Annotated in this window: 18 protein-coding genes; 7 read left to right on the top strand and 11 right to left on the bottom strand. The window is 71.5% G+C overall.

Going from position 1 to position 24,685, the window contains the following annotated elements:
- Positions 1–84: 84 nt before the first annotated feature.
- Entirely contained in the window at positions 85–975 is an 891-nt protein-coding gene (locus ABEB00_RS23575; protein WP_345622089.1) for a LysR family transcriptional regulator, read from the top strand.
- 131 nt (positions 976–1,106) lie between these two features.
- Here ABEB00_RS23575 and ABEB00_RS23570 read toward each other — a convergent pair whose 3' ends face one another.
- The 5 genes from ABEB00_RS23570 to ABEB00_RS23550 form a co-directional block, all read right to left on the bottom strand.
- On the bottom strand, positions 1,107–1,592 hold the full coding sequence (locus ABEB00_RS23570; RefSeq protein WP_345622088.1) for a MarR family winged helix-turn-helix transcriptional regulator: 486 nt from the start codon (positions 1,590–1,592) through the stop codon (positions 1,107–1,109).
- 50 nt (positions 1,593–1,642) lie between these two features.
- The gene (locus tag ABEB00_RS23565) at positions 1,643–2,695 is read right to left on the bottom strand and encodes an ABC transporter permease (RefSeq protein WP_345622087.1); all 1,053 of its coding nucleotides are present in this window, start codon (positions 2,693–2,695) and stop codon (positions 1,643–1,645) included.
- 143 nt (positions 2,696–2,838) lie between these two features.
- Positions 2,839–3,081 (bottom strand): non-oxidative hydroxyarylic acid decarboxylases subunit D, encoded by a 243-nt coding sequence (locus tag ABEB00_RS23560; RefSeq protein ID WP_345622086.1) that lies wholly within the window; start codon positions 3,079–3,081, stop codon positions 2,839–2,841.
- A gap of 50 nt (positions 3,082–3,131) precedes the next feature.
- Positions 3,132–4,556 carry a non-oxidative hydroxyarylic acid decarboxylases subunit C gene (locus tag ABEB00_RS23555; RefSeq protein WP_345622085.1) on the bottom strand — a complete coding sequence of 475 codons (1,425 nt, stop codon included), beginning with the start codon at positions 4,554–4,556 and terminating at the stop codon, positions 3,132–3,134.
- Between the two features lie 48 nt (positions 4,557–4,604).
- Entirely contained in the window at positions 4,605–5,195 is a 591-nt protein-coding gene (locus ABEB00_RS23550) for a non-oxidative hydroxyarylic acid decarboxylases subunit B (protein WP_345622084.1), read from the bottom strand.
- Positions 5,196–5,380: 185 nt separating this feature from the next.
- Here ABEB00_RS23550 and ABEB00_RS23545 point away from each other — a divergent pair, with 185 nt between their 5' ends.
- A complete protein-coding gene (locus ABEB00_RS23545) occupies positions 5,381–6,256 on the top strand; it encodes a helix-turn-helix transcriptional regulator (RefSeq protein ID WP_345622083.1) in 876 nt (291 codons plus the stop codon).
- 147 nt (positions 6,257–6,403) lie between these two features.
- Here ABEB00_RS23545 and ABEB00_RS23540 read toward each other — a convergent pair whose 3' ends face one another.
- Together ABEB00_RS23540 and ABEB00_RS23535 are read right to left on the bottom strand one after the other, a co-directional pair.
- The gene (locus ABEB00_RS23540; protein ID WP_425586559.1) at positions 6,404–9,610 is read right to left on the bottom strand and encodes an alpha-L-rhamnosidase; all 3,207 of its coding nucleotides are present in this window, start codon (positions 9,608–9,610) and stop codon (positions 6,404–6,406) included.
- 170 nt (positions 9,611–9,780) lie between these two features.
- On the bottom strand, positions 9,781–11,952 hold the full coding sequence (locus ABEB00_RS23535; protein WP_345622081.1) for a beta-glucosidase: 2,172 nt from the start codon (positions 11,950–11,952) through the stop codon (positions 9,781–9,783).
- A gap of 589 nt (positions 11,953–12,541) precedes the next feature.
- Between ABEB00_RS23535 and ABEB00_RS23530 the strand changes: the two genes are divergently transcribed.
- Positions 12,542–13,570, top strand: coding sequence for a LacI family DNA-binding transcriptional regulator (locus ABEB00_RS23530; RefSeq protein WP_345622080.1), 1,029 nt, complete (start codon positions 12,542–12,544; stop codon positions 13,568–13,570).
- A gap of 85 nt (positions 13,571–13,655) precedes the next feature.
- Here ABEB00_RS23530 and ABEB00_RS23525 read toward each other — a convergent pair whose 3' ends face one another.
- Positions 13,656–14,654: a LacI family DNA-binding transcriptional regulator gene (locus ABEB00_RS23525; protein WP_345622079.1), complete on the bottom strand. Its 999-nt coding sequence runs from the start codon at positions 14,652–14,654 to the stop codon at positions 13,656–13,658.
- Between the two features lie 66 nt (positions 14,655–14,720).
- Positions 14,721–17,330 (bottom strand): glycoside hydrolase family 78 protein, encoded by a 2,610-nt coding sequence (locus tag ABEB00_RS23520; RefSeq protein ID WP_345622078.1) that lies wholly within the window; start codon positions 17,328–17,330, stop codon positions 14,721–14,723.
- Positions 17,331–17,778: 448 nt separating this feature from the next.
- On the opposite strand from ABEB00_RS23520, the gene ABEB00_RS23515 reads away from it, so the two are divergent.
- From ABEB00_RS23515 to ABEB00_RS23500, 4 genes are all read left to right on the top strand, one after another.
- Positions 17,779–18,729: a carbohydrate ABC transporter permease gene (locus tag ABEB00_RS23515; RefSeq protein WP_345622077.1), complete on the top strand. Its 951-nt coding sequence runs from the start codon at positions 17,779–17,781 to the stop codon at positions 18,727–18,729.
- Entirely contained in the window at positions 18,726–19,547 is an 822-nt protein-coding gene (locus ABEB00_RS23510; RefSeq protein WP_345622076.1) for a carbohydrate ABC transporter permease, read from the top strand. The genes ABEB00_RS23515 and ABEB00_RS23510 overlap by 4 nt, the downstream gene beginning before the upstream one ends.
- Before the next feature lie 153 nt (positions 19,548–19,700).
- A complete protein-coding gene (locus ABEB00_RS23505; protein WP_345622075.1) occupies positions 19,701–20,966 on the top strand; it encodes an extracellular solute-binding protein in 1,266 nt (421 codons plus the stop codon).
- Between the two features lie 73 nt (positions 20,967–21,039).
- Complete coding sequence (locus ABEB00_RS23500) at positions 21,040–21,276, top strand: hypothetical protein (RefSeq protein WP_345622073.1); 237 nt, start codon at positions 21,040–21,042, stop codon at positions 21,274–21,276.
- Positions 21,277–22,132: 856 nt separating this feature from the next.
- Here the strand turns inward: ABEB00_RS23500 and ABEB00_RS23495 are convergent.
- Together ABEB00_RS23495 and ABEB00_RS23490 are read right to left on the bottom strand one after the other, a co-directional pair.
- Positions 22,133–23,329 carry a phosphotransferase family protein gene (locus tag ABEB00_RS23495; protein ID WP_345622071.1) on the bottom strand — a complete coding sequence of 399 codons (1,197 nt, stop codon included), beginning with the start codon at positions 23,327–23,329 and terminating at the stop codon, positions 22,133–22,135.
- On the bottom strand, positions 23,326–24,651 hold the full coding sequence (locus ABEB00_RS23490; RefSeq protein ID WP_345622069.1) for an acyl-CoA dehydrogenase family protein: 1,326 nt from the start codon (positions 24,649–24,651) through the stop codon (positions 23,326–23,328). The genes ABEB00_RS23495 and ABEB00_RS23490 overlap by 4 nt, the downstream gene beginning before the upstream one ends.
- Positions 24,652–24,685 lie beyond the last annotated feature (34 nt).

Raw genomic sequence — 24,685 nt, 5'->3', positions numbered from 1 at the left:
CACCCTGGCAGCGGTGCGCCATGAAGGGAATCGATGATTCTCGATGCCTGCCATCGGATTCCCCGATGGCAGTAGGCTGAGGCCGTGGAGACCCAACTGATCCGGACGTTCCTGGTCGTCGCCCGTACCCGGAACTTCACGACCGCGGCCGGTGAGCTGCACCTGTCGCAGTCGACCGTGACCGCGCAGATCCAGACCCTGGAGAGGACGCTCGACGTCCGCCTTTTCGACCGGGTCCCGCGCGGCGCGCACCTCACAGACGCCGGGCGGCGCCTGCTCCCCGCCGCTGACGCGGTGCAGGACGCGGAGCAGCGGCTGCGGGCGGCCGCCCGTGCCGACGCCGTGCCCGGCGGCGTCGTCGCCGTCGCCGCGGGGGACACGCTCTGCTCGCTGCACCTGCCGGAAGTCATCGCCTCCTTGCGCGGCTCGCACCCCGGCATCGGCGTGCACCTGCGGCCGGCGGGCACCCGCGCCGCACTCGACGCGCTGCTCAGCGGCCGTGCCGACCTCGCCCTGCTCCTGGAGGACACCGTCGAGCACCCGGACGCGCACACCGAGGTCCTCGCCAGGGAGCCGCTGCAGTTCGTCGGCCCGCCCGGCCACCCGCTCACCACCCGTGACACCCCGGCGACCTGGCGGGAACTGGCCGCCGAGGACGTGTACCTGCACGAGGAGGGCTGCTCCTACAGCGACCGGATCGCCGCGCACCTGCGAGCGACCGCCGCCGGCGACCGCTTGTTGACGCGCCTGGGCAGCAGCGAGGCCGTCCGCAACTGTGTGGCCGCCGGCCTCGGCATCAGCGTGCTGCCCCGCTCGGCCGTCCACCACGCCCTCGCCGCTGGGACGCTGCGGCCCGTCAACGGTCCCGCCGTGGACGACGTACCCGTCCGACTCGCCCGCCACCGCACCCGCTTCGCCTCCCCGGCCGTGCGGGTGGTGGCCCAGGCGCTGACCGACCACTTCACCGCCGGTTGAGCGGGGCGCGAGCCCTGTGCGCCGGTCGTCCCGTCGGCGTCCTGGAATCCCGGTCCCACCCGGTCCCGTCACCGTCCACGCGCCCCGGGGCGTCATACGGCCACCTGTGCTCACGCAGCGGTGGCTCGATCTCAGCTCCGGTCCTCCCGCGGGGCCATGACGTCCGAACGGGCGCCGGAGGCGAGGGAGTCCGGGTTCAGTTCCTCGACCAAGCGGTACAGCAGCCGGTGCAGGGTGCGGTTGTCCCCGGAGGAGAAGAGCGAGGTCGTCTCGGTTTCGATGCGACCGGCGACCGTATCGGCGCGGGCGCTCGCGGCGTGCCCCTCCTCGGTGACGAACAGGCACATGCTGCGGCGGCTGGTCGGATGCGGCTCACGGCGCAGCAGCCCTCTGCCGATGAGCTGGTTCACGGCGGCTCCCATCGACTGGGCGGTGATGCCGGAGCGGCGCGCGATGTCCGCCGAGGAGAGTCCCGGGGTGCGCACGGTGTGGATCAAGGCGTTGTACTGCGCCAGAGTGAGGTCCAGGGCACGCAACTCCCGCTCCAGCCGTCCGGCGATGTTCTGCGAGAACTGCCAGGCGAGATATCCGATGGTGGGAAACACGGTGTCCGTCACGCCTCCAGTCTAGGAACAGGTGCCTTGCGTCCGGTCCCTTGAGCTGCGGCTCAGCCGGCGGCCCGGCGGCGCGGGGCGTGGGAATCGCGCCAGTAGAGCGCCGCGGCGGCGGCCAGGGCCCATGCCGCGAGGACGAGGACGCCGACGAGCAGGCCGTCGTTGTTGAAGTGGGACAGGCCCTGGAGGGCCCGCACGCCGACCCCCACCGGAAGGACGGAGGAGAGCGGGTGCAGCCAGTCCGGCAGGTAGGCGGTGGGCAGCGTGCCGCCGCTCGTCGCGTTGCCGAAGGTCAGCAGGATCACGGAGGCCAGGGACATGCCGGCCTTGCCGAACAGCCGCATGAACGCCATGGTCGTGCCGCCGACGGCCGCCGCCATCAGGGCGATGACTCCCGCGAGCCCGAGGAAGGACCCGGGCAGTGCCGCGAATCCGAGGCTGCCGGTGATCAACGCCACGATGCTGCCGCCGAGCACGCTGAAGGCGCCCAGACTGGCCATCCGCCAGCGGTACTCCAGGCGCGGCGCCATCTGATAGGTCATCATGCCGAACAGGAAGCCCGCCAGAACGATGCCGAAGCCCGCGTAGAACACGGACATGCCCCTGCTGTCGCCGGCCGAGGCCGGAGCGACGTCCTGCAGGCTGAGGCGGTCGCCGCTCGCCCGGGCGACGCCTGAGAAGGCTCCGGACACGGTGGTCGTCACGGACGGGCCGTTGGCCCCGGCATAGAGCAGCTCCGAGGACGAGCCGTCGCCCGCCAGGTAGGCGGCGTAGACCGCGCGGTCCCGCACCGCCTGCCGAGCCGTGTCCTCGTCGGTGTAGTGCTCGACCTCGAACCCGCCGGGCAGCGCCTGCTCCAGGCCGTCGCCGACCTGTTCCGCCTGGGCGCCGGTGCCGACGACCGCGACCGGCAGGTCATGGGGCTCGGGCGCGTGGAACGCCGCCAGGAAGACGCTGACGAAGAGGGAGCCGATGACCAGCACGATGACGACCGGGAGCAGGACACCTTTGAGTCCGGTGGCACCTCGCTGCGGGAGCGCGGCATCCACCACATGGTGAGGGGGGTGCGCCTGACGCGGCTCGGTGGTGGTGGGAGGGGTGGACATGGGAAGGGGACGCCTGTTCTCTCGCCGTAAGGTACCTTCCAATTCTACATGAAAATGTAAGGTGCCTTACTTGATGAGGGTGTCCCCTCCGTGAGACCGGCGGACGCGCGCCCACACCTGGACGAGCCGCTGCGCGCCCTCCTTCAGCCGGCGGTCCGCAGGGGCGGGACAGCGGGGACCTCGGGTGCGTCACGGATGTCCTCGACGGTCATCCTGAAGGTGTCGGGGTAGGCGTCCCGGCTGGTGCGGCGGGCCGGTTCGCTGGTGCGCCAGCAGTACAGGCACCGGCGGCACTGCAGGACGTCCCAGACCCCGGGGACGGGGGAGGTGAAGAGGTGGTCGATGGTGCCGTACGCGCAGCGGGGGCAGATGGTGGTGTCGGTCATGGCGGGTCGTCCTCACATGAGGGGAGAAAGGGCAGGGGCCTTGCGGCAGGTCAGCGGCGGGCGGCGAGCTTCTGCAGCCTGGTGAGCCACTCGCCCGTCTCCGGCAGATCGCGGACCTGGTTCCCGTAGTTGCCGCGGTGGTCGGGCGCGACCGGTGTGGTGGCGTCGATGATGAGCTTGTCGACGATGCCGGGCGACTGGGCCTGCGGAGCCAGCTCCAGCACGGGCAGGTTGGGGATCTGGATGAGGTCGCCTGCCGGGTTCATCTTGGTGGACAGGGCCCACATCACCTGGGGCAGGTTGAAGGGGTCCACGTCCTCGTCCACCACGATGACCGTGGCGGCGTAGCCGAGGCCGTGCGGGGTGGTCAGGACCCGCATGCCGACGGCCTTGGCGAAGCCGCCGTAGCGCTTCTTCGTGGAGACGATGACGACCAGGCCGTGGGTGTACATGGCGTTGACCGCCTGCACCTCGGGGAACTCGGCCTTGAGCTGCTGGTACAGGGGCACGCAGGTGTTGGCGGCCATCAGGTAGTCGATCTCGGTCCACGGCATGCCCAGGTACAGGTGCTCGAAGATGGGGGCGGTGCGGTACGAGATCCGGTCGACGCGGATGACCGTCATGTTGCGGCCGCCGGAGTAGTGGCCGGTGAACTCGCCGAAGGGACCCTCGATCTCCCGCTTGCGTCCCTCGATCACGCCCTCGATGACGACTTCCGAGCCCCATGGGACGGGCAGGCCGGTCAGCGGGGCGGTGGCGATCGGGGCGGGGGCGCCGCGCAGGGCTCCGGCGAGCTCGTACTCGTTCTCGTCGTACTTCATCGGGGTGGAGGCGACGATGGAGATGACCGGGTCGTTGCCGAGGGTGAGGGCGACCGGCAGGTCCTCGCCGGCCTCCTCGGCCTTGCGCAGGTGCTGGGCGATGTCGTGCATCGGCACCGGCTGCAGGGCCAGCTTCCGCTTGCCCTTGACCTCGATGCGGTAGACGCCGACGTTCTGCTTGCCGCTGTGCTCGGGGTCCTCGGGGTCCTTGGAGACCACGGCGGCCTTGTCGAGGTAGAAGCCGCCGTCGCCGTCGTTGAGGCGGATCAGTGGCAGGACCTGGAAGATGTCGACGTCGTCGCCCTCCATGGTGTTCTCCGCCCACAGCGGGTCGTCCCGCAGCTCGGGGGCGACCGGGAACTTCTCCCAGCGGCGGATGAACTCCTGCACCTGCTCCTTGGTGCCGGTCTCCTTCGGCAGATTCAGGGCGAGCGCGTGGTTGGCCCAGGAACCGTGCACGTTCATGGCGATGCGCGCGTCGGTGAAGCCCTTGACGTTGTCGAAGTAGAGCGCGGGGGCGGCGTCGCCCAGGCGCGGGGCGGCGTTGGCGGCGGCGGCGATGTCCGGCTCCGGCGCCACCTCCTCGGTGATGCGCAGCAGTTGGCCCTCCTTGTCGAGGGTGTCCAGGAAGCTGCGCAGGTCGTCGTAGGCCATGGGGGTCCTTTCGGGGTGGGTCCGGGTGGTGTGGGAGGCAGCGGGCCGTCAGACGGCGGGGCGGAGGTCCCGGGCGGCGCGCATGCCGTCCCAGCGCCTGGCGGCGGGCGCGGGCAGGTCGAACTGGTCCAGGATCCGGGCGGTGACGTGATCGACGATGTCGTCCACCGAGCGCGGATGGTTGTAGAAGGCCGGCATGGGCGGCACGATCCGCACCCCCTTGCGGGCGAGATCGAGCATGTTCTCCAGGTGGATCTCGCTCAGCGGGGTCTCCCGCGGCACCAGCACCAGCTTGCGGCGCTCCTTGAGCACCACGTCCGCCGCGCGGCCCACCAGGCCGTCGGCGTAACCGGCTCTGATGCCGGCGAGCGTCTTCATCGAGCAGGGCACGACGACCATGCCGTCCGTCCTGAACGAGCCGGAGGAGATCGTGGCGCCCTGGTCCTCGGGCGAGTGCGCGACGTCCGCGAGGGCGCCGACCTCGGCCGCGGACAGGCCCGTCTCCAGCTCGACCGTGGCCCGTGCCCACCGGGACAGCACCAGGTGTGTCTCCACCTCGGGGAGCCGGGCCAGGTTCTCCAGGAGCCGGACACCGAACACGGCCCCCGTCGCTCCGGTCATTCCCACGATCAGTCGCACTGTCCAACTCCCTCGGTGCCTGTCGGCGGCCGTCCGGCGGCAGTACCGGTGCCGGATCTTTTCCGTCATCCGGCCATTGCCGCGGCCCGGGGTCATCGGGGGCCGTGGCCCCGCGCAGTCCCGCTCTGCCTGCGACAACCGTAGGTCCGTGGCAGACCTTCGAAGGCGTACGCTGGAGACACACCATGGACAGAAACCGACACGCTGCCATCACCGAGGTGCCGTTCAGGACCTCCGCCGGAACACCCCCGGGGGCGGAGGTCCTCGGTCTTCCCCGGCTGGCGGCCCGCGCCCGCGGCCACGAGGTGGACGCCTACTCCCCCATCCGTCCGGCCTTCCACCATCTGATCGCCGTGCGGTCGGGGTCGTTGCGCGTCTCGGTCGACTTCGCCGAGTACGAGCTGACCGGAGGCAGGTGGGCGTGGGTGCGCCCCGGTCAGGTCCTTCACTTCCGCTCGCCGCTGGACGAGGCGGACGGGACGGTCGTCCTCTTCCAGCCGGGGTTCCTCAGCCCGGCCACGGTGGAGACCGCCCGGGTGGACCGGCCGTCCCCGGGGCAGCCGCCGATCCTCGCCGGCGACGACACCCTGCGTCTGCTGGAACTGCTGGAGAGCGAGTACCGGCACCTGGCCGAGCTGCCTCTGGAGGTGCATGTCGAGGTCGTGCGTCATCTGCTCGCCGCGCTCGTCCTGCGCCTGGCCCACGCACCGGGCGCCCGGATCGGGGCCGCCGCACCCGGCGACGCCTTCCGCCGCTTCCAGCAGGCCCTGGAACGGGACTTCGCCCGCACCCACCGGGTGGAGGACTACGCCAGAGAGCTGGGATACAGCACCCGCACCCTTACCCGCGCCACCCAGGCCGCCGCCGGCTGCGGGGCCAAGCGCTTCATCGACGACCGGGTGCTGCTGGAGGCCAAGCGGCTGCTCGTCCACTCCGACCTGGCGGCCACGGCCGTCGGGGACCGGCTCGGCTTCCCGGACGCCACGGTCTTCACCAAGTTCTTCCGCAGACGGGCCGGCGAGACACCCGCCGCCTTCCGCGTCCGCGCCCGCGGCGTGTGAAGGTCTCCGCCATGGCGGCCTCGCCCGCGGAAAGGCAGCAGGCGTCGGTGCGCCGCGCCGGAGGCACATGTCTCCAGGTGCCACCGGCGCTCGGGCGGACACCAGGGCCGGTGCGGGGCCCCGGTCCGCGGGTCACCACGGAAGTGTTCAGCCCAGCCTGCTGGTGATCTCGTAGGTGCCGGCGGGCAACTGGTAGGAGGCGACCCCGTCGGCGAAGCCCAGGTGCTTCACCCCGGGCGACTCGGCCAGGGGCCGGTGTCCTTCCCGGACCTCGTTCGCGCCGCGCGCGGGCAGCCGTAGCGTGGCGGTGGTGTTGGCCGGCACCTGCGCCCGGTAGACGAGGGTCTGCGCACGTACCGACCATTCGCTGGTGATCTTCCCGTAGGGGGATTCGTGCGTCCCGCTGACCCGGGTGATCTTCCCCGTCGGGTCGATCACCGGCCGGAGGAGGAACCGTTTGAAGCCGGGGTGGTCCGGGTCGGCGGCGATGCCGGCCATGGTGCTGTACATCCACTCGGCGATGGCACCGTAGGAGTAGTGGTTGAAGGAGTTCATGCTGACCTCGCCGAAACCGTCCTCCCGGGAGTAGGAGTTCCAGCGCTCCCAGACGGTGGTGGCGCCGTTGTCCACGGAGTACAGCCAACTGGGCGTGGCGTTCTGGTGGAGCAGCCGGTAGGCGAGGTCGGGGCGGCCCTCCTCGGTCAGGACCGGGGCGAGGACGTTCACGCCGAGGAAGCCGACCGACAGCGTGTACGGCGCGTGGTCGACGCGGGTGCTGTCAGGATGTGCGCGCTTGTAGGCGTCGCTGTTCTCGATGTTCTCGGCCAGCAGACCGACCAGAGCCCGGCGTTGGGCGGTGGTGTCGTAGAGGCCGAGCTTGAGCGTCCACAGCAGCGCGGTCTGGGTGTTGTCCTCCGCGGGGCCGCCTCCTTCGAAGCCGCCGACCGGGCCGAGGCCGGAGCGCAGCACCAGGTGCCCGTCGGCGTCGGTGCCGAGGTACTTGGTGATGTAGGCGCGCTTGATCCGCTGGAAGAGGGCGTCGTACTCCTGGGCCGGGGCGGTGCGGCCGGTGGCGCGCGCCATGTCTGCCATCAGGCGGGTGCTGTGGGCGAAGTAGACGTCGCTGGTGAGCTGGGCGCTGGTGGGCTGGAAGGCCAGCCAGTCGCCGTACACGGAACCCTGGCCGGCGTAGCTGCCGTCGCCCTTCTCGCGGATCCAGTCGAGGTATCCGGTCATCGCCGTCCAACTGCGGTCGATGACGGTGGTGTCGCCGGACATCTGCCACAGTGTCCAGGGGATGATGACGCCGGCGTCCGCCCAGCCGCTCTGCGGGAGCGGCGCCAGGTAGCGGGTGCCGGGGGCGACTCCGGTGAACTGCTTGCCGTCGACGCCGTAGGAGATCTGCGAGTCCAGCAGGATCGCCTGGAACTGCTCCAGGAAGGCGGTCGCGTCGGCGTTGTACAGGCCGGTGGCGCAGAAGAGCTGGGTGTCGCCGGTCCAGCCGAGGCGTTCGTCGCGCTGGGGGCAGTCGGTCGGTATCCACAGGTAGTTGCCGCGCTGGCCCCAGCGGATGTTGCTGAACAACTGGTTGATCTTGTCGTTGTCGGTGGTGAGGTCGCCGGCCTCGCGCAGGGCCGAGGTGGCCACGCGTGCGGTCAGGCCGCTGATCTCCACGCCGGCCGGTGCGGAGGTGACGGTCACCGACACGTACCGGTAGCCGTAGAAGGTGAGGGAGTCCTGGTGGGTCTCGCCGTGCCGGTCGCCGTTGAGGATGTAGGTGCTGGTCGCCTTGGCGGTGCGCAGGTTGGCCAGGTAGACGGAGCCCTCGGGGCCGTCGGCGCCCTCGCTGTCGTCGTTGAGCATCTCCCCGAACCGGAGGACCACTTCCGCGCCGGCCGGTCCCTTGAGGGTGTAGCGCGGTACGCCGACCTGGTTCTGCCCGAAGTCGAACACGGCCGTCTCGCCGGGACGCAGCACCGTCCTGGCCCTGGCGGCCCGCTCAGGGTCGGTGACGGTACGGGTCTTGTCGAGGACGACGCGTCCCTTGCCGTTGCCGCTGGACGTCTCGCCGGTCACGCCGGTGTGGACCGCGACCGAGCGCGGACGCCGGTCCCACCCGGGCACGATCCGGGCGGTGTCGCCGGGGTAGGCCACCAGGCGGGAGGCGGGGAACTGCCGGGTGAAGCCGTGGGTCTCGACCTCGGCCCAGGAGCCGGTGTCGTGGCCGGCACTCGCCCAGCCGGTGATCTCCTCCCGGGCGTCGTAGGTCTCGCCGTCGTAGATGTCGTCGGCGCGCCAGGGCCCGGTGTCGGTCGCCTTCCAGCCCTGGCCGGGGGCGGTGACCAGGACGTCGCTGCCGCCGTCGCCGTACTCGACCAGCAACTTGGCCTTGAAGGCGAGCGGGTTGCCGGTCTCGGAGTAGTACTTGCTGAGGGTGCCGCCGAAGCCGCCCGCGCTGATGCGCCCGTTGTACCAGCCGTTGCCGAGCACGGCCCCCAGGGTGACGGTGCGCCGGCCCGCCACGAGGTCGGTCACGTCGTAGGTCAGGTAGTTGACCGTGGCCTCGTAGTTCGTCCAGCCGGGCGCGAGGAGTTCGGTCGTCGCGGTGCCGTCCTGCGTCACGCCGACCCGTTCGCCGTTGAGGTAGGCGTCGTAGACGCCCAGCGCCGAGGCGTACAGCCGGGCGCGCGTGACGCCCCGGCCGGAGCGCCTCAACGTCTTCTCGGCGCGCAGCAGGGGGGCGCCGGCGGTGTTCGGCTTCTTTCCCTTCATGGTGATCCACGAGGCGCCGTTCCAGCCGGTGGTGCCGTCCTCACTGAGCAGGCCGGTCTCGAAGGTGGCCACCGGGCCGGCCGCCGCACGGCGGCCGTCCTTGTCCCAGATCTCGACCCGCCACACGTACGGGGTGGAGGGCCGCAGCGGGGATCCGGCGTAGGGAACGGCGACCGACCGGGCGGAGGAGACCCTGCCGCTGTCCCAGACGTCGGCGCGGCCGGCGCTGAGGCGTTCCCGGGAGGTGGCGACCCGAATCCGGTAGGCGGTCTGCCGCTGTCCCCGGGTGGTGGAGTGGGACTGCCAGCCGAAGCGGGGGCGCCGCGCGTCGACGCCGAGCGGGTCGACGCGGTGTTCCACGGTCAGCCGTCCCACCGACAGTTCGCCGCCGCGGCCGCGCTGCCCGGTGGACGCGGCGGCGCTCGCCGCACTCGGCACGCCCCCGAGGGCGGCGGCCACGGGCACGGCGCCGAGCGTGGTGGCCAGGACGGTACGGCGGCGGGGGCCCGGGGCGGCCCCGGGCTCGGCCGGTGCGGCGGGGCCGCGGTCGCGGGGGGCTGTTTCTCTTCCCTGTTCGTCCACAGTGGGTTTCCTTCGGCTCGTGGAGTGCGGCCCGCCCCGCTGGTGCGTGACCGGGCCAGGGGTTGCATCGTGGCTGGGTGCGACGGCTGGTCGGCCGCCTGCGAGGCGAGGCCGCCGCCGTGGGTGCCTTCCACGCCGTCACCGGCCGGGGAAGGCACCCACGGCGGTGGTCAGCGGCGGCCCACCGTGAACTTCGCGGACAGCGAGGTGTCCGAGGACGTGCCCAGGTGCGCCTCGAAACCGCCGGACGGGGTGCGCCAGGCGTCCTTCTCGGTGTCCCAGATGTCGAGGAGGTGCCGGTCGGCGATCTCCTGGGCGCTCAGCCGCAGCGTGACGGTCCTGCTCTCGCCCGCCCCGAGCGAGACCCGCTCCCACGCGGCCAGCCGGGGTGCCGGCTCCCCGGCGCGGGCCGGCAGCTCCAGGTAGAGCTGGGGCACCTCCGTACCGGCTCGGCTGCCGGTGTTGGTGACCTTGAACCGTACGGTGACCCCGCGCTTGGCGTCCGCTGCCGCCGACACCTTCAGCTTGGACAGGGAGAAGTCGGTGTAGGACAGGCCGTGGCCGTACTCGAAGAGCGGCTTCTCGCCGTTCGCCTGGTACCAGCGGTAGCCGACCTCCAGGCCCTCGCTGTACTCGACCTGCCGGATCGTCTCCCCCTCGGCCTGCACGCCGGGGAACTGCTCGGGTGTGCCGGCCGGCTGCTGTTCCTCGGAGACGGGGAAGGTCATGGGGAGCTTGCCGGAGGGGTTGGTGTCACCGAAGAGCAGCGCGGTGATCGCGGGCCCGGCCTGCTCGCCGGGGTACCAGGTCTCCAGCACCGAGTCGACCTTCGACAGCCAGGGCATGGTGGTGGCCGTTCCGGTCTCCAGGACGGCGACGGTGGAGCGGTTCGCCTCGGCGACCGCGGCGATCAGCGCGTCGCCTCCGGCGTCCAGGCTGAGGTCCTGGGGGTCGGCGAACTCACCGACCTGCTTGTGGCCGAAGACGATCGCGACGTCCGCGCCGGCCGCGACCTCGGCGGCGTGCCGCGGGTCGCTGCCGTCGTCGTGGACGACCTCGGCGCCCGCCTTCTTGGCGCGTTCGCGCAGGGAGTCCAGGGGCGCCACGATGTCCTCGCAGGCCATCGTGTTGCCGCCGGAGCGCCAGGGCAGGCTGCACAGCGACTTGGCGCTGAGACCGGAGTCCGGCGCGTTGGAGGCGACCGAGCCGATCACGGCGATGGTCTGCTTCCGGCGGGGCTGGAGCGGCAGTGTGCCGGTGTTCTTCAGCAGCACCGACCCTTCCTCGGCGATCCTCCGGGCCAGTGCCTTGTTCGCCGGGGTCGACACGTCCTCGACGGGCGTCGACGGCAGCGGCCGGTCGAAGAGGCCGCCGCGGATGTAGGAACGGACCACGCGGAACGCGGCCTGCTCGATGTCCGCCTGCGCGATCTCACCGGCGGCGAGCGCGGCGTCCAGCTTGGCGGGGGTGTAGTGGATCGGCCGGTTCAGTTCCTGGTCGAGCCCCGCCTTGAGGGAGGCCGCCGTGGAGTGGACCGACCCGAAGTCCGACATCACATAGCCGTCCAGGCCCAGCTCGCCCTTGAGGCTGTTCTTCAGCAGCGGGTTCTCACAGGCGTAGACGCCGTTGACCTGGTTGTAGGAACACATGACGCTCTCCGGCTCGCCCTCCTTCAGGGCGATGCCGTACGGAAGTTCGTAGATCTGCTTCAGGGTGCGCTCGTCCACGTTGGACGAACTCGTCTGCCGGTCCGTCTCCTGCTCGTTGGCGACGTAGTGCTTCAGGTCGGCGAGGACCGGCTTGTCCTTGTCGCTCTCGATGCCGCGGGCCATGGCCCCGGCCAGGACCCCGTTGACGACGGGGTCCTCTCCGAAGTACTCCGGGGTCCGGCCGGCCAGCGGGGTGCGGCCCCCGCTCATGCCGGGGCCGAGGATGACGTTGGTGCCCTTGTCGAAGGCTTCCCGCGCCTGCGCCCTGCCCTTGGCGTAGGCGGTGTTCTCGTTGAACCCCGAGGCCAGGGATATCTGCGCCGGGAACGCGGTGACACCGGTGACGTTCCGGACCCCCTCGGGGCCGTCGGTGTAGGTGACGTCGGGAGTGCAGGGCACCTGGACCGGATACGTGATGCCGTCGAAGTCCGTCCGGCCGGGGGCGTTGGCGGGCTGTTCCACCAGCCAGCGGTACTTCTGGTGCTGGGTGCCGGCCGCGAGCAGCGCCTTGGCCCGTGCGTCGGCGGACTTGCGGGTGTCCCTCCACGGCACCGCCGAACAGGGCTCGGCGTCGGAGGGCGCGGCGTCGGTGCTCATCGGCAGTGCGGTGAGCACCAGCGCTGCGGCGAGCACGGCGGCTCCTCGACCGGCGACGACGCGGCTCGTCGTCGGGGTTTCTCTTGCGGGCACTGCGTCCTCCGAATGTTTGTAACGTTTCAATCGCGGTCGTCCGCCGCGATCGTGCTCCGATCGAGCACTGAGGCTCGGCGCACCGGCCGGCCGTGGGGTTGTCCAGGCGCTTGACGCGCTCGATCAGGACCGGGGGTGGGAGTGCCGCACCGGTGCGGGTCTCGCGGGTACGAGCCGCAGTCCGGCTCGACGTCGGAACAGGGTGTGTTGCCGGGGGCGGCGCCAGCGGCCGGCCGGCTCGGAGCAGCGGAAGCCCGGGGCTGTTCGCGACCTCATCGAGGACCTCCCGACAAGAAGGACGGCACCGTCCGTTGGCCCCGGAATGCCGGAAACCAGCCAGGCGTAGATCGATCTCCTCCTGGGCGACATCAATGTAGAGGCTGGGATGCGTGGCGACAATGCTTCGGTCAAAACGTTTCAGAGCAAGTGGCCCGAGGACGCTCCGATGACGCGGTCGGCAGCTCCGCCCTTGCGTTCGAACCGGCTGTTACGCGACGCTGCGGGGCAACGGAATGAGCGTGCGGGAGGCTTCGTGTCACAGGTCAGCGGCCGTCGCCGGGCGGTCACCATCCTGGACGTGGCCCGGGCGGCCGGTGTGTCACGGGCCGCGGTCTCCAAGGTCATCCGTGACGCCTCCGGAGTGAGTCCCGCCATGCGGGCCCGGGTCAACGCCGCCGTTCAGGAGCTGGATTACCGGCCCAGTGTGGCCGCTCGCGCGCTGCGCGGGGCGAGTTACACCATCGGCCTGGAAGTACCGCAGGTGGGGAACCGGTTCCTCACCCAGATCGTGGAGGGCGCCCTGGAGGCCCTGGGGGACACCCGTTACCAGTTGATGATCGCCCCGGCGGACGGCCGGGAAGGGTACGGCGCCATCGAGGCGCTGGCGGACCGCCAGGTCGACGGCATCGTGGTCGTCTCACCCCGGGTGGAGGCGCGGTGGCTGGAACGCCTGGCGGCGAGCGTGCCGGTGGTGATGCTCGGACGCCACGACCGGTCCGAGCGCTACGACACGGTGGTCGGCGACGACACCGCGGGCGCCGGGCAGGTCCTGGAGCATCTGGTGGGACTCGGCCACCGGCACATCGTGCACCTGACCGAGGACTCGGCGGTGACGGCAATCGGCACCGGCAGCCCGCACACCCTGCGGCTGCGCGCCTATGAGGACGGTATGGCCGCGGCCGGCCTGGGGGCACTGGCCCGTGTGGTGCGCACCGGGCAGACGGAGAAGAGCGCGCAGGCCACCATGCGGGAGCTGCTGGCCGAACGGCCGCGGCCCACCGCCGTCTTCGCCGGCCACGACCAACTGGCCATCGGCGCGCTGGCGGCCGTGGTGGAGGCCGACGCGGGCCGCGAGGTGTCACTGGTCGGCTATGACAACACCGACCTGGCGGCTCACCCCGCCCTCTCCCTCACCTCCGTGGACCAGGGCGGTCCCGAGATGGGGCGCCGGGCGATCGGCATGCTGCTGGAGCGGATCGGCGGGCGGACCGAGCCGCGCCACCACGTCATCAGGCCCTCGCTGGCCGTCCGCCGCTCCAGCGGGCCACCCGCGCACGATTGACGCCCCCTCCGCATCCACCTCGACAGCGGCACCGCCGGTCGGACGAGCCGTGGGCCGGCCGGGGCGTGGACCGGCCGGGGCGTGGTCAGGAGGAGCGGCGTTCGATGAGCCGGGGCGGGAAGACCAGCCGGCGGTGGGTGTGCCCAGGACGGTCCTCGTCCAGGAGGAGCTCCGCGGCGGCCTTGCCCAGCTCGTAGCCGCCCACATGCACCGAGGTCAGGGGCACACCGGCGGTCGCCGCCGAGTGAATGTCGTCGTAGCCGACGATGGCCAGGTCGTCCGGCACTCTCAGCTCGGCCCGGAACGCGGTCTGCATCACGCCCAGCGCCAGCAGGTCGTTGGCGCAGAAGACCCCCGAGGCCCGCTCGCTCACCGTCAGTAGCCGCTCCCCCGCCCTGCGCCCCTGGTCGACCGTGAACGCCGAGGTCTCCACGACGTTCAGGGCGTCGGCGGGCCGCCCCGCGCGCTCCAGGGCCCGGCGGCTGCCGGCCAGCCGGTCCCGGGACTGCCGCATGTGCATCGGCCCCGTCACGAAGGCGATGCGCTGATGCCCCCTGGCCAGCAGATGTGTCACCGCCGCGTCCGCGCCGGCCACGTCGTCGACCGCGACGGAACAGACCTCGGGGTGGGCGTCGGTGTTGTCCAGGAGGACCACCCGCAGGCCCCGGGCGCGCAGCCCGTCCAGCCAGCCCTTCGACAGGTCGGCGGGGGTGACCAGGGCTCCGGCGGCGTTCTGCTGGGCGAGCAGCTTCAGGTAGCGCTCCTCCTTCTCGGGCAGGACGTCGGTGTTGCACAGCATGACGGGCTGTCCCGCGGTGTGCAGCAGGTCCTCGGCACCGCGGGCGATGTCGCTCAGGAAGGGGTTGCGCACATCGAACAGGACCAGGCCGACCATGCCGCTGCTCCGGCTGCCGGTGAGCTGTTGGGCGACCATGTTGGGCACGTATCCCAGGACGTCGATGGCCTCCTCGACCCGCTCTCGGGTGCCCGGAGCGACCTTGTCCGGTCGGTTGAGCACGTTGGAGACGGTGGCCATCGAGACTCCGGCGCGCAGCGCGACGTCCTTGATGCCGACGGTGTTCATCTCCGTGTGCCCTTCGCGTGGCCGCCCATGATCGGTCGATTGTAACGCTTCAATCACGCCCCGCCGTCAGGCCGGGCGCGTCCCGCCCCGCTCTGCGGGCCAGGGCAGTGCGAAGCGATGGTCCCCGCTGCCGACCCGGGTGGTCAGGCCGGGCAGGTCGATGTCGGCGGTGGTGTTGGGCGGCACGGTGGCCGTGACGGTCAGAGTCCCTCCGTCCACCCGCCAGTCGACCTCGGCCCGGCCGTAGGGCGTGAGGTGGCGGGCGCGCGCGTGGGTGAGCCCGCCGCCGGGACGCGGGGCGATCCGCAGGCGCCGGTAACCGGGGGCCGCCGGGGCCAGTCCGGCGACCGTGCGGTGCAGGAAGTCGGCGACGGCGCCGAGGGCGTAGTGGTTGAAGGAGGTCATCTCACCGGGGTTGACCGTGCCGTCGGGCAGCATGCTGTCCCAGCGTTCCCAGACCGTCGTGGCCCCCTGGGTGACCGGGTACAGCCACGAGGGACAGGCGCGTTGCAGCAGCAGCCGGTAGGCGGTGTCGTGGTGTCCGGTGCCGGCGAGCGCGTCGCACACCTCGGGGGTGCCGGCGAAGCCGGTGGCGATGCGGTGCCCGTCCTTGCCGACGAGTTCCGCGAGCCGTTCCCCGGCCGCCGCGACGGCCGCGGCGTCGGCCAGCAGGCCGAAGCGCAGTGCCAGCGCGTAGGCGGTCTGCGTGTCGGAGGTCATGCGTCCACCGGAGGTGACGAAAGTGCGCCGGAAGGCGGCGCGGGCGTCGTCCGCGAGCCGGCGGTAGTGCTCCTCGTGCGCGTCCTCGCCCAGTTCCCGTGCGATGAGGGAGAGGACCCGCGAGGAGTGGGCGAGGTACGCCTGGGCCACGAGGTAGGGCTCGGTGCGCGACTGCCAGGGGTCCTCCGGCGGGGCGGCCGGGTCGAGCCAGTCGCCGAGCTGCCTGCCGTGCCGCCACACGCCGTCGTCGTCGCGCTGGGAGGCCACCAGGTCGATCCAGGCCCGGGCGCTCGCGTACTGCGCCCGCAGGACGCCCCGGTCGCCGAAGCGCTGGAACAGCGTCCAGGGCACCAGGACGGCGGCGTCGCCCCAGAGCGCGGCGGCCCAGGCCGGCGTCCACTCCGGTACCGGGATGGCCGGCACGATGAACGGGACGGTCCCGTCCGCGTACTGGTCGTGCGCCAGGTCGGCCAGCCATGAGGTGAGGAAGCCCGCGCAGTCGTAGAGGAAGGAGGCGGTCGGGCCGAAGACCTGGATGTCACCGGTCCAGCCGAGCCGCTCGTCGCGCTGCGGGCAGTCGGTGGGGATGTCGACGAAGTTGCCGCGCATGCTCCACCGCACGTTCTCGTGGAACCGGTCCAGCGTCTCGTCGGAGGAGGCGAACCAGCCGGTGCGCCGCATGTCGGTGTGCAGCACCTGGGCGGTGACGTCCAGGGGCGCGGTGTCCGTGGGCCAGCCGGTGACCTCGACGTAGCGGAAGCCGTGGACGGTGAACCTCGGCTCCCACTCCTCGGTGCCCTCGCCCTTGAGGACGTAGCTGTCGAGGGAGGTCGCGTGGCGGTTGGGCCGGGTGTACAGCTCGCCGTCCTGGAGGACCTCGGCGTGCCGCAGGGTGACGGTGGTGCCGGCCCGGCCCCGGACCCGGATGCGTACCCGGCCGGCGAGGTTCTGCCCGAAGTCCAGGATGGTGCTCCCGGCGGGCGAGGTCAGGACCTGGTGCGGTGGGCGGCTCTCCACTCGGCGGACCGGCGGTCCGGGCGGTGCGCACAGGGTGGCGGCGTCGAAGTCGACGCGCTGGACGGCCTGCCATCCGGCGGCGTCGAAGTCCGCGCGTGACCAGCCGTCGATCTCGGCGCGCGCGTCGTAGCGTTCGCCCTCGTAGAGACCCGCGGAGGTGATCGGTCCGTAGGCGGCCCGCCAGCTCTCGTCCGTGCCGATCACGACGCGGCTGCCGTCGGCGAGGTCGACCTCCAACTGGGCCAGCAGCCCGGTGTGCCGCCCGTAGAGACAGGTACGGCCGCCGTGGATGCCGAACCGTCCGCTGAACCAGCCTTCGCCCAGCCAGGCGCCGAGCGCGTTGGCCCCCTCGGCCAGCAGGTCCGTCACGTCGTGCGTGGCGTACCGCAGCCGGTGGTGGTAGCTGCTCCAGCCGGGTGCGAGGACCTCGTCGCCGACGCGGACTCCGTTGATCTCCGCCTCGTACAGACCGTGCGCGGTGATGTAGAGGCGGGCCCGGGTGACGGGGGCGGGCAGGTCGAAGGCGGTGCGCAGCAGCGCGGGCCGGGTGAGTTCGGGAACCGTCGGCGTGATCATGAGGGCGGTGACGTCGTCGGGCGACAGCAGGCCGGCTTCCAGGGCGAGTCCGGGGCTCCAGTCCGACCGGCTGCCGTCGGCGCCGCGGACGCGGACGCGGACCTCCCGGCGCTCACGTGAGGCGAGCGCCGGTACGGCGTCCGGCCAGGCGACGAGGACGGACTCCGCGCTGTCGACGGGCCCGGTGCTCCACACCTGGCCGGCGGCGTCCCGGAACCGGAGCTCGTAGGACCGCTGCAGCCAGCCGTCCGGCGCGGACTCGATCAGCCAGGACAGCCGCGGCCGGTTCTCGCCGATACCGAGTCCGGCACCGTGGTGCTCAGCGGTCGGCGCGGCCACCACCAGTGAGGTGTTGTCGGGCATGGATCGGCTCCTGTTCTGTTCTCACCGGGCGCCAAGCGCTTGGCGGTGACCGCCTCCCGTGCGGGTACCGGCCAGACTCGCGGGCTCGCGTAAAACGCTTCAATCGCAGATTCGGCCTCACCGTAAAGAGGCACGAGCTGTTCCGTCAAGCAGTGGGGCGGTGTTGCGGCAAGGTCGGCAGTCAGTGCGGGCACCTGCCCGCAATCCTCCCTGAGCTGAGGGAATGGTTCTCCCCTCCTCGGCGTGGCGGGCACAGGCGCCGCTGCTCATGGTGAGAGGAAGCGCGGGGGGGGGAGCGAAACCGAGGTTGTCACCACCCTTGACACCCGTCGGAGGTGAACCTAGTTTCTGGCCATGCTTTGAAGCGTTTCAGCTTCGTTGACACCGGAGCGTCGCGGCAGCGGCGCGCAGCGTGCGTGACTCGATGGAGAGCTCCACCATGGCCACAGTGGCGACCCGCCCTTTCCGCAAGCACCGGGACCGTCCTCCCCGGGAGGACCCCCGGCGACGCGGTACGAGCCACCGCACCCCCCGCAACCGGCCACCGTGGTGGTTCGTGCTGCCGGCGCTGGTGTTCTTCGCCTTCTCGGTGCTGGTGCCCAGCGTGCAGGGCGGCTGGTTCGCCTTCACCGACTGGGACGGCGTCAGCCCGGTCAAGCACTTCGTCGGCCTGGACCAGTTCCGGGCGCTGTGGGAGGACGCCGCGGCCCGGGACGCGGTGGGGACGACCCTGATCGCGGCGGTGGCCATCACCCTCGTACAGAACGCGATCGGGCTGCTGCTGGCCCTGGGCGTCAACGCCCGGATCAAGTCGCGCAACGTGCTGCGCGTCTTCTTCTTCGCTCCGGCCGTCATCACCCCGGTGGTCACCGCTTACCTGTGGAAGTACCTCTACGCCCCGGAAGGCGCCGTCAACGCCCTGCTGGGCGCGGTGGGACTCGACGGCCTGCGCCAGGACTGGCTCGGGGACTCCGACATCGCCCTGTGGTCGGTGGTCGCGGTGGTCATCTGGCAGTTCGCCGGCTACTCGATGGTCATCTTCCTGGCCGGGCTCCAGTCCGTCCCGCAGGAGATCTACGAGGCCGCCGCGATCGACGGGGCCGGCCCGGTGCGGCGCTTCTGGTACGTGATCCGCCCGATGCTGGCCCCGGCCCTCACCATCAACCTGATGTTGTCGATCATCGGCGGCCTGAAGCTGTTCGACCAGGTCTGGGTGATGACGCAGGGCGGTCCCGGCGGGTCGACGGACACGCTGTCCACCGTCATCTACAAACAGGCGTTCCAGTTCAACAAGTACGGCTACAGCATCGCGATGGGCCTCGTGCTGACCCTCTTCGTGATCGTCATCAGCGGCCTGCAGTACTGGCTTCTCAGCCGCCAGGAGAAGAAGAGCTCATGAACCGCTACACATGGCGCACCGGCGTCCTCGAAACCGTCATGATCCTTGTGGCGCTGGTCTTCGCCTTCCCCGTCTACGTGCTCGTCTCCATGGCGCTGCGGCAGGAGGGCGACCAGTCCTCGCCGATCGCCCCGCCGTCCCACCCCACGCTGGTCAACTTCGGCGACGCGTGGCGGCAGGCGGGCCTGGGTGCCGCGATCACCAACAGCGCGCTGGTCACCGCCGGCAGCGTGGTGCTCATCGTGGGTCTCGCCGCCATGGCGGCCTACCCGCTGGCCCGCTCCACCCGCCACTGGTCGCGCGGCGTGTTCGCCGTCTTCATGCTGGGTCTGCTGCTGCCCTTCCAGCTCGCGCTGATCCCGCTCTACCAGACCATGCGTGACCTGGGTCTGCTGGGGAATCCGCTGGCCCTGATCGTCTTCTACACCGGGCTGCAACTGCCGTTCTCCATCTTCATGTACACCGGCTTCCTGCGCGCCCTCGACTCCGGCTACGAGGAAGCGGCCCTGATGGACGGCTGCGGGCCGGTCCGCGCCTTCGCCAGTGTGGTCTTCCCCTTGCTGCGGCCGATCACCGGCACGGTGATCATCCTCAACGTCATCTTCGTCTGGAACGACTTCCTCACCCCGCTGCTCTACCTCAGCGGATCGGGCCGGCAGACCATCCCAGTGGCCCTGTTCGGCTTCGTCGGCCAGTACGTCTCGCAGTGGCCGATGGTGTTCGCCGGACTGATCATCGGCATCGTCCCGGTGCTGCTCGTCTACTTCCTTCTGCAGAAGCGTGTCATCCAGGGCTTCGCCGGCGGCCTCAAAGGCTGACCGGGCACCGACGGCCACCACGGCCCGTCAGGCCGCACCGGGCGCACCGGGCGCACCGGGCGCACCGGGCGCACCGCCCGCGCCGTCGGCCGCCCCCTCGTATCTCTTCACTCTCTCCCTTTGCCACCCTTTGCTGCCCCCCTTGGAGCCGTCATGAGAGCAACACGTCCTGTCGCCGCCGTCCTCGCCACCGCTTCCCTCGCGGCCCTCACCGCCGCGTGCAGCTCCGACACCGCCGGTGGCGGCGGCGACGGCGCCCTGAAGGTGGCGGCCAACTCAACCGACCGGGTGCCGATGGACGCGGTGGTCGCCGCCTTCACCAAGGAGCACCCCGACATCGAGGTCGACGTCACCTACGCCGACACCGACCAGCTCCAGTCGACCCTGCGCACCCAGCTCTCCTCCGGCACGGCCCCCGACGTCTTCACGGTCTGGCCGGGCAACGGCAACCCCGCGGCGGTCCAGGTGCTGCACAAGGGCGGTTACCTCGCCGACCTGAGCGGCTACGGGTTCGTCTCCAAGATCGCCGAGGGCGACAAGAGCGTCACCCAGGTCGACGGCAAGACGTACATCGTCCCGGTCACCTTCAACGGCATCGGCGCCATCTACGACAAGGCGACGCTGCGGGAGATCGGCGGCACCGAGCCCAAGAACTGGGACGACGTGCTGAACCTGTGCGAGAGGGCCAAGGACAAGGGGAAGGTCCTGCTCGCCCTCGGCAATCAGACCCCGTGGGTGACCCAGCTCGTCGACTACGCGCTCGCCGCCACCACCGTGTACACCAAGACCCCCGACTTCGACGACGATCTCGCCGCGGGCAAGGCCACCTTCGCCGGCTCCGCCTGGAAAAAGACCCTCCAGCAGTACCTGGACCTCGACAAGGCCGGCTGCTTCACCAAGAACCCCGTCGGCACCAGTTACGAGACGTCCATCGCCGACGTCGCCCAGGGCAAGGCCGTCGGTCTCGTCCAGGTCACCACCAGCATCCCGCAGGTGCAGAAGGAAGCCGGAGACGACGCCGAGCTGGGCATGTTCGCCCTGCCCGCGTCCGACGACGCAGCGGAGACCCGCATCCCGGGCGCGGTCTCCGCCGCCTACGGCGTCAACGCCGCCGGCAAGCACAAGGCCGAGGCCAAGACCTTCGCCGAGTACCTCGCCTCCGCCGAGGGACAGAAGATCTACGCCGAGGAAGGCGGCACCCTGCCCGCCCTGCCCAACGACGCCTTCGAGGCCGACCCGGCGCTGGACGTCCTCATCGACATGCAGCAGAACGGCAGGACGGTGCCCTTCATGGACCAGCGGTGGCCCACCCCCGAGGTGCAGCAGACCCACTTCACGGCCGTGCAGAAGCTGTTCTCCGGCGACGCGTCCGTCGATGAGGCGCTGAAGAGCATGGACGAGTCGGTCGACGCGGGATGACATCCACGGGTGGCCGGCCGCGGGGACGTGCCTCGCGCCGGGCAACCCCGGCCTCCGCTCACCGCGTGGTCTCGTGATCGCCGGACTCCAGCAGGCGGCCGCGCAGTACGCCCACGCCCTGGACGAGCTGAATGCGCCCGAGCCGCAAGCGGTCCTGACCGAAGCGGCGGACCAGGCGCACTCTTCCCGCGCGGTCCGCGAGCACCCGGGCAGGCTCGGCGTCCGGACGGTGCTCCCGTCCCCGCCGGCCGGCGCGGCCACCGACCGCGACGCCCGCACCTCCGTTCTTTGGATTCCTGCCACGCCTTGACATCACGAGAAAGCGAACCTGGTTTCTGGCCCTGACTTGAAGCGTTTCAGCTCCGTTGACGCGTCGGACCGACGGGCACGTGGCTGTCACGCGACACAAGTGGAGAACCACCATGGCCACAGCCGCGACCCACCCCTCCCCCACCTCATCGAGAGGGTCCGCCTCAAGCGGCGGATCCGTGCGGAAGCGCGGAAGGGCGTAGGTGACAGGACGGACGACGTGCCGTGCCAGAGCCGCGCGAACCCGGCTCGGTCGCCGTCGTCCGCCGCCCGTCCAGTCCCAGCCCCGGCGCCGGCGCCAGCGCCGGGGCTGGGACTGGGGCTGGGCCCCCGGCCCGTGAGCCGATCGAAGCGCTCACGCCTCGTCCCTCATCGCATGATGACCGCACGTTCAAGGGAGAATGCTGTGGCAGAAACGCGAAGAATCGCGGTCCTGCCCCGAAACCGAGGGGGAGCCTAACCCCTGCGCGGCGCCCCTAAGGGCTGTCCCGCAATTCAAATTCGTCTCTCTGCTCCCCCTGCTCCCCTGCTCCCTTGCTCCCTTCGCTCGGCGACTCGGGTCGACTTCGCCGAGTGTCCGCTCCCCGCCTTTGCCGCCAACGTCGGCCGCGACACGGTCGTCGTCAGGGGACCTCTCACCAATTACCGCTGTGGCACCACGGCCCGACAGGCATGCGAACGCGGCCACAAGGTCGTCTTCGGCTCCGACGTCACCGCCACAGACGACGAGTCCCGGCACGAACCCGAACGGTTCCGGTCACCCTTCTGGAGCCGAGCGCCCCTCTCCAGGATGACATGGACGCCGTGCGGCCGAGGGTGCGTGGGCGGCCCCGCGCGGCGGCGGCCGTACCCACCGGCTACGCGATCTCCTGGCGCGCCTTCGCCCACAGCCAGGCCGCGTAGGTGTGCAGGCCCTCGCCCGTCGCGCGGTCCATCTTCCCGGCGAGGGCGCGGGCGTAGCTGCCTTCGAGGAGCGCGGCGAGGCGGAAACAGGCCAGGACCTGGTACCAGCGGAAGGCGGAGACGTCCCGACCCGTCGACTCACCGTAGTACGCGACGAGTTCGGCCCGGCCGGGCATGCCGTCCCAGGGCCGGAACTGCGGGGCGCTGCCGGGCGGATCGCCCTCCTCCCGCCAGGCGGTGAGGATCCATGCCAGGTCCAGGAGCGGGTCGCCGAGGGAGGCCATCTCCCAGTCGACGACGGCGGCGAGGCGCGGGGCGTGGTGGGCGAACATGACGTTGGCGAACTGCAGGTCCCCGTGGACGATGCCGGTGGCGCCCTGCTCCGGGGTGTGCGCCGTCAGCCAGTCGGCCACGGTGTCCACCAGCGGGGACTCGTGCTCCCGGTAGGCGGGATCCACGCGGTAGCCGTGCAGCAGCTTCAGGTACTTGGGCGTCTGGCGTCGCAGCCACCCCTCCGGACGGCCGAGGTCGGCCAGGCCGTGCGCCGCGGGGTCGACGGCGGCCAGTTTCGCGGCCGCGTCGACGAGCGCGAAGGCGACCGCGCGCCGCCAGCCGGCTTCCTCGGCGTACCGGCCGGGCAGGGTGCCGCGGGGCGCGAAGCCGTCGATCTTCTCCAGGACCGAGAAGGGGGCGCCGAGCACCTCCTCGTCGAGCACGCTGGCGTACAGCCGCGGGTGCGGTACGTCGGTGTCGGCGAGGGCGGCGAGGGCCCGCCCCTCGCGGCGGAAGGCGTCGAGGGCGCCGGTGCGCAGGTGGCGGCCGGGACGGCGCAGAACGAGTTCGGTGCCGTCGGCCCGGCGGAGCGTGAACAGGAGGTTCTGGGCACCGCCGGTGAGCGGGGTGAGGGAGGTGAGGGGGCCGTCGCCGGGGAGAGTGCCGAGGCCGGCCCAGGCGTTGAGGCGGTCGAGAGCGGCCGCCTCGGCGGGGGCGGCGGCCGTACGGGGGGCGGCGGTGGGCGCCGCGGCCGGGACGTCGCCGGCCGCGGCGGTACCGGTCGTGGCGGTACCGGTCGTGGCGGTACCGGAGGTAGCCGCGCCGGTCGTGGTGGCGCCGGTCAGGTCCGTGGCGTCTGTCGGGTCCGAGCCGCTCACCGGGGTACCGCCGTTTCCTTGAGGCGGTCCGCGTACTTCGCGCGGGCCGCGGCCAGCCGGGTGGGCAGGTGCGCGGAGCCGAAGAGCGGGTCCTCGGCGGGCACGGCGTCCTTGAGCAACAGCCGCGCCACGACGTCCTGGTGGGCCTCGGTGGGGCCGTCGGCGACACCGAGGGTGGGGCCGGACTGCCACATGCGGGCCAGGCCGAGTTCGTTGGAGACACCGAGGGCGCCGTGCAGGTGGAGGGCCCGGTAGGCGACATCGACCAGGATTCCGGGGGTGGCGGCCTTCACGCCGGAGACGTGGAGGCGGGCGCGGCGGGCGTCGGCGGAGTCGCCGGTGCGCTCCGCGCGGTCCATCTGCCAGGCGGCATGCAGGACCTGGAGCCGGAACTGTTCGATCTGGATCCAACTGTCGGCCAGTTGGTGGCGTACGGACTGCTGGTCGGCGAGCGGGCCACCCCGGGTGCGCCGGGAGGCGACGCGCTCGGTCATCATCTCCAGGGCGCGCCGGCACTGGCCGACCGACCGCATGGCGTGGTGCAGCCGGCCGCCGCCGAGCCGCGTCTGCGCGATCCGGAAGCCGGCCCCGGGTTCGCCGAGCAGGTTCTCGGCGGGGACCCGGCAGCCGGTGAACCGCAGATAGGCGTGGACGCCCTGGCCCAGGGGCTCCCCGGCGAGGCCCGTGCCGCGCACCATCTCCATGCCGGGCGTCCCGGCCGGGACCAGGATCATGGAGGCGCCCTGGTGCACGGGCTTGTCGGGGTCGGTGACGACCATGGCGATGACGAAGGCGGCCAGCGGATAGTGGGAGGCGAACCACTTCTCGCCGTCGATCACCCACTCGTCCCCGTCCCGCACGGCCCGGCAGGTGAAGCCGCCGGGGTCGGCGCCGCCGGAGGGTTCGGTCATCGCGAAGGTGGAGACGATCCGCCCGTCGAGCAGGGGTTCCAGGTATGCCTTGCGCTGCTCCTCGGTGCCGTAGTGGGCGAGGATCTCCGCGTTCCCGGAGTCCGGGGCCTGGGTGCCGAACACCATCGGCGCCCAGGCCGACCGGCCCAGGATCTCGTTGAGCAGCCCGAGGTGGACCTGTCCCATGCCCATGCCGCCGAGGGACGGCGGCAGATGTGCGGCCCACAGCCGCTGGCCGCGCACCTGCCGCTGGAGTGGGCGGACGATGTCGCGGAAGACCTCGGTGCCGCGGTCGTAGGGCTCGGCGTTGCCCGGGAAGAGCACGTCGAGCGGCTCGATCTCCTCCTGGACGAACCCGGCGGCCCAGTCGAGTTTCTCCTGGAACGCGGTGTCGGTACTGAAGTCCCACATGGCGCACCCTTCCGTCAGAACGGTGTTCTGAAGT

This window comes from Streptomyces ziwulingensis (assembly GCF_039542605.1).
Lineage (GTDB): Bacteria > Actinomycetota > Actinomycetes > Streptomycetales > Streptomycetaceae > Streptomyces > Streptomyces ziwulingensis.
The sequence above is the reverse complement of the archived record's forward strand: the minus strand, read 5'-3'. Positions and strand labels throughout refer to the sequence as shown.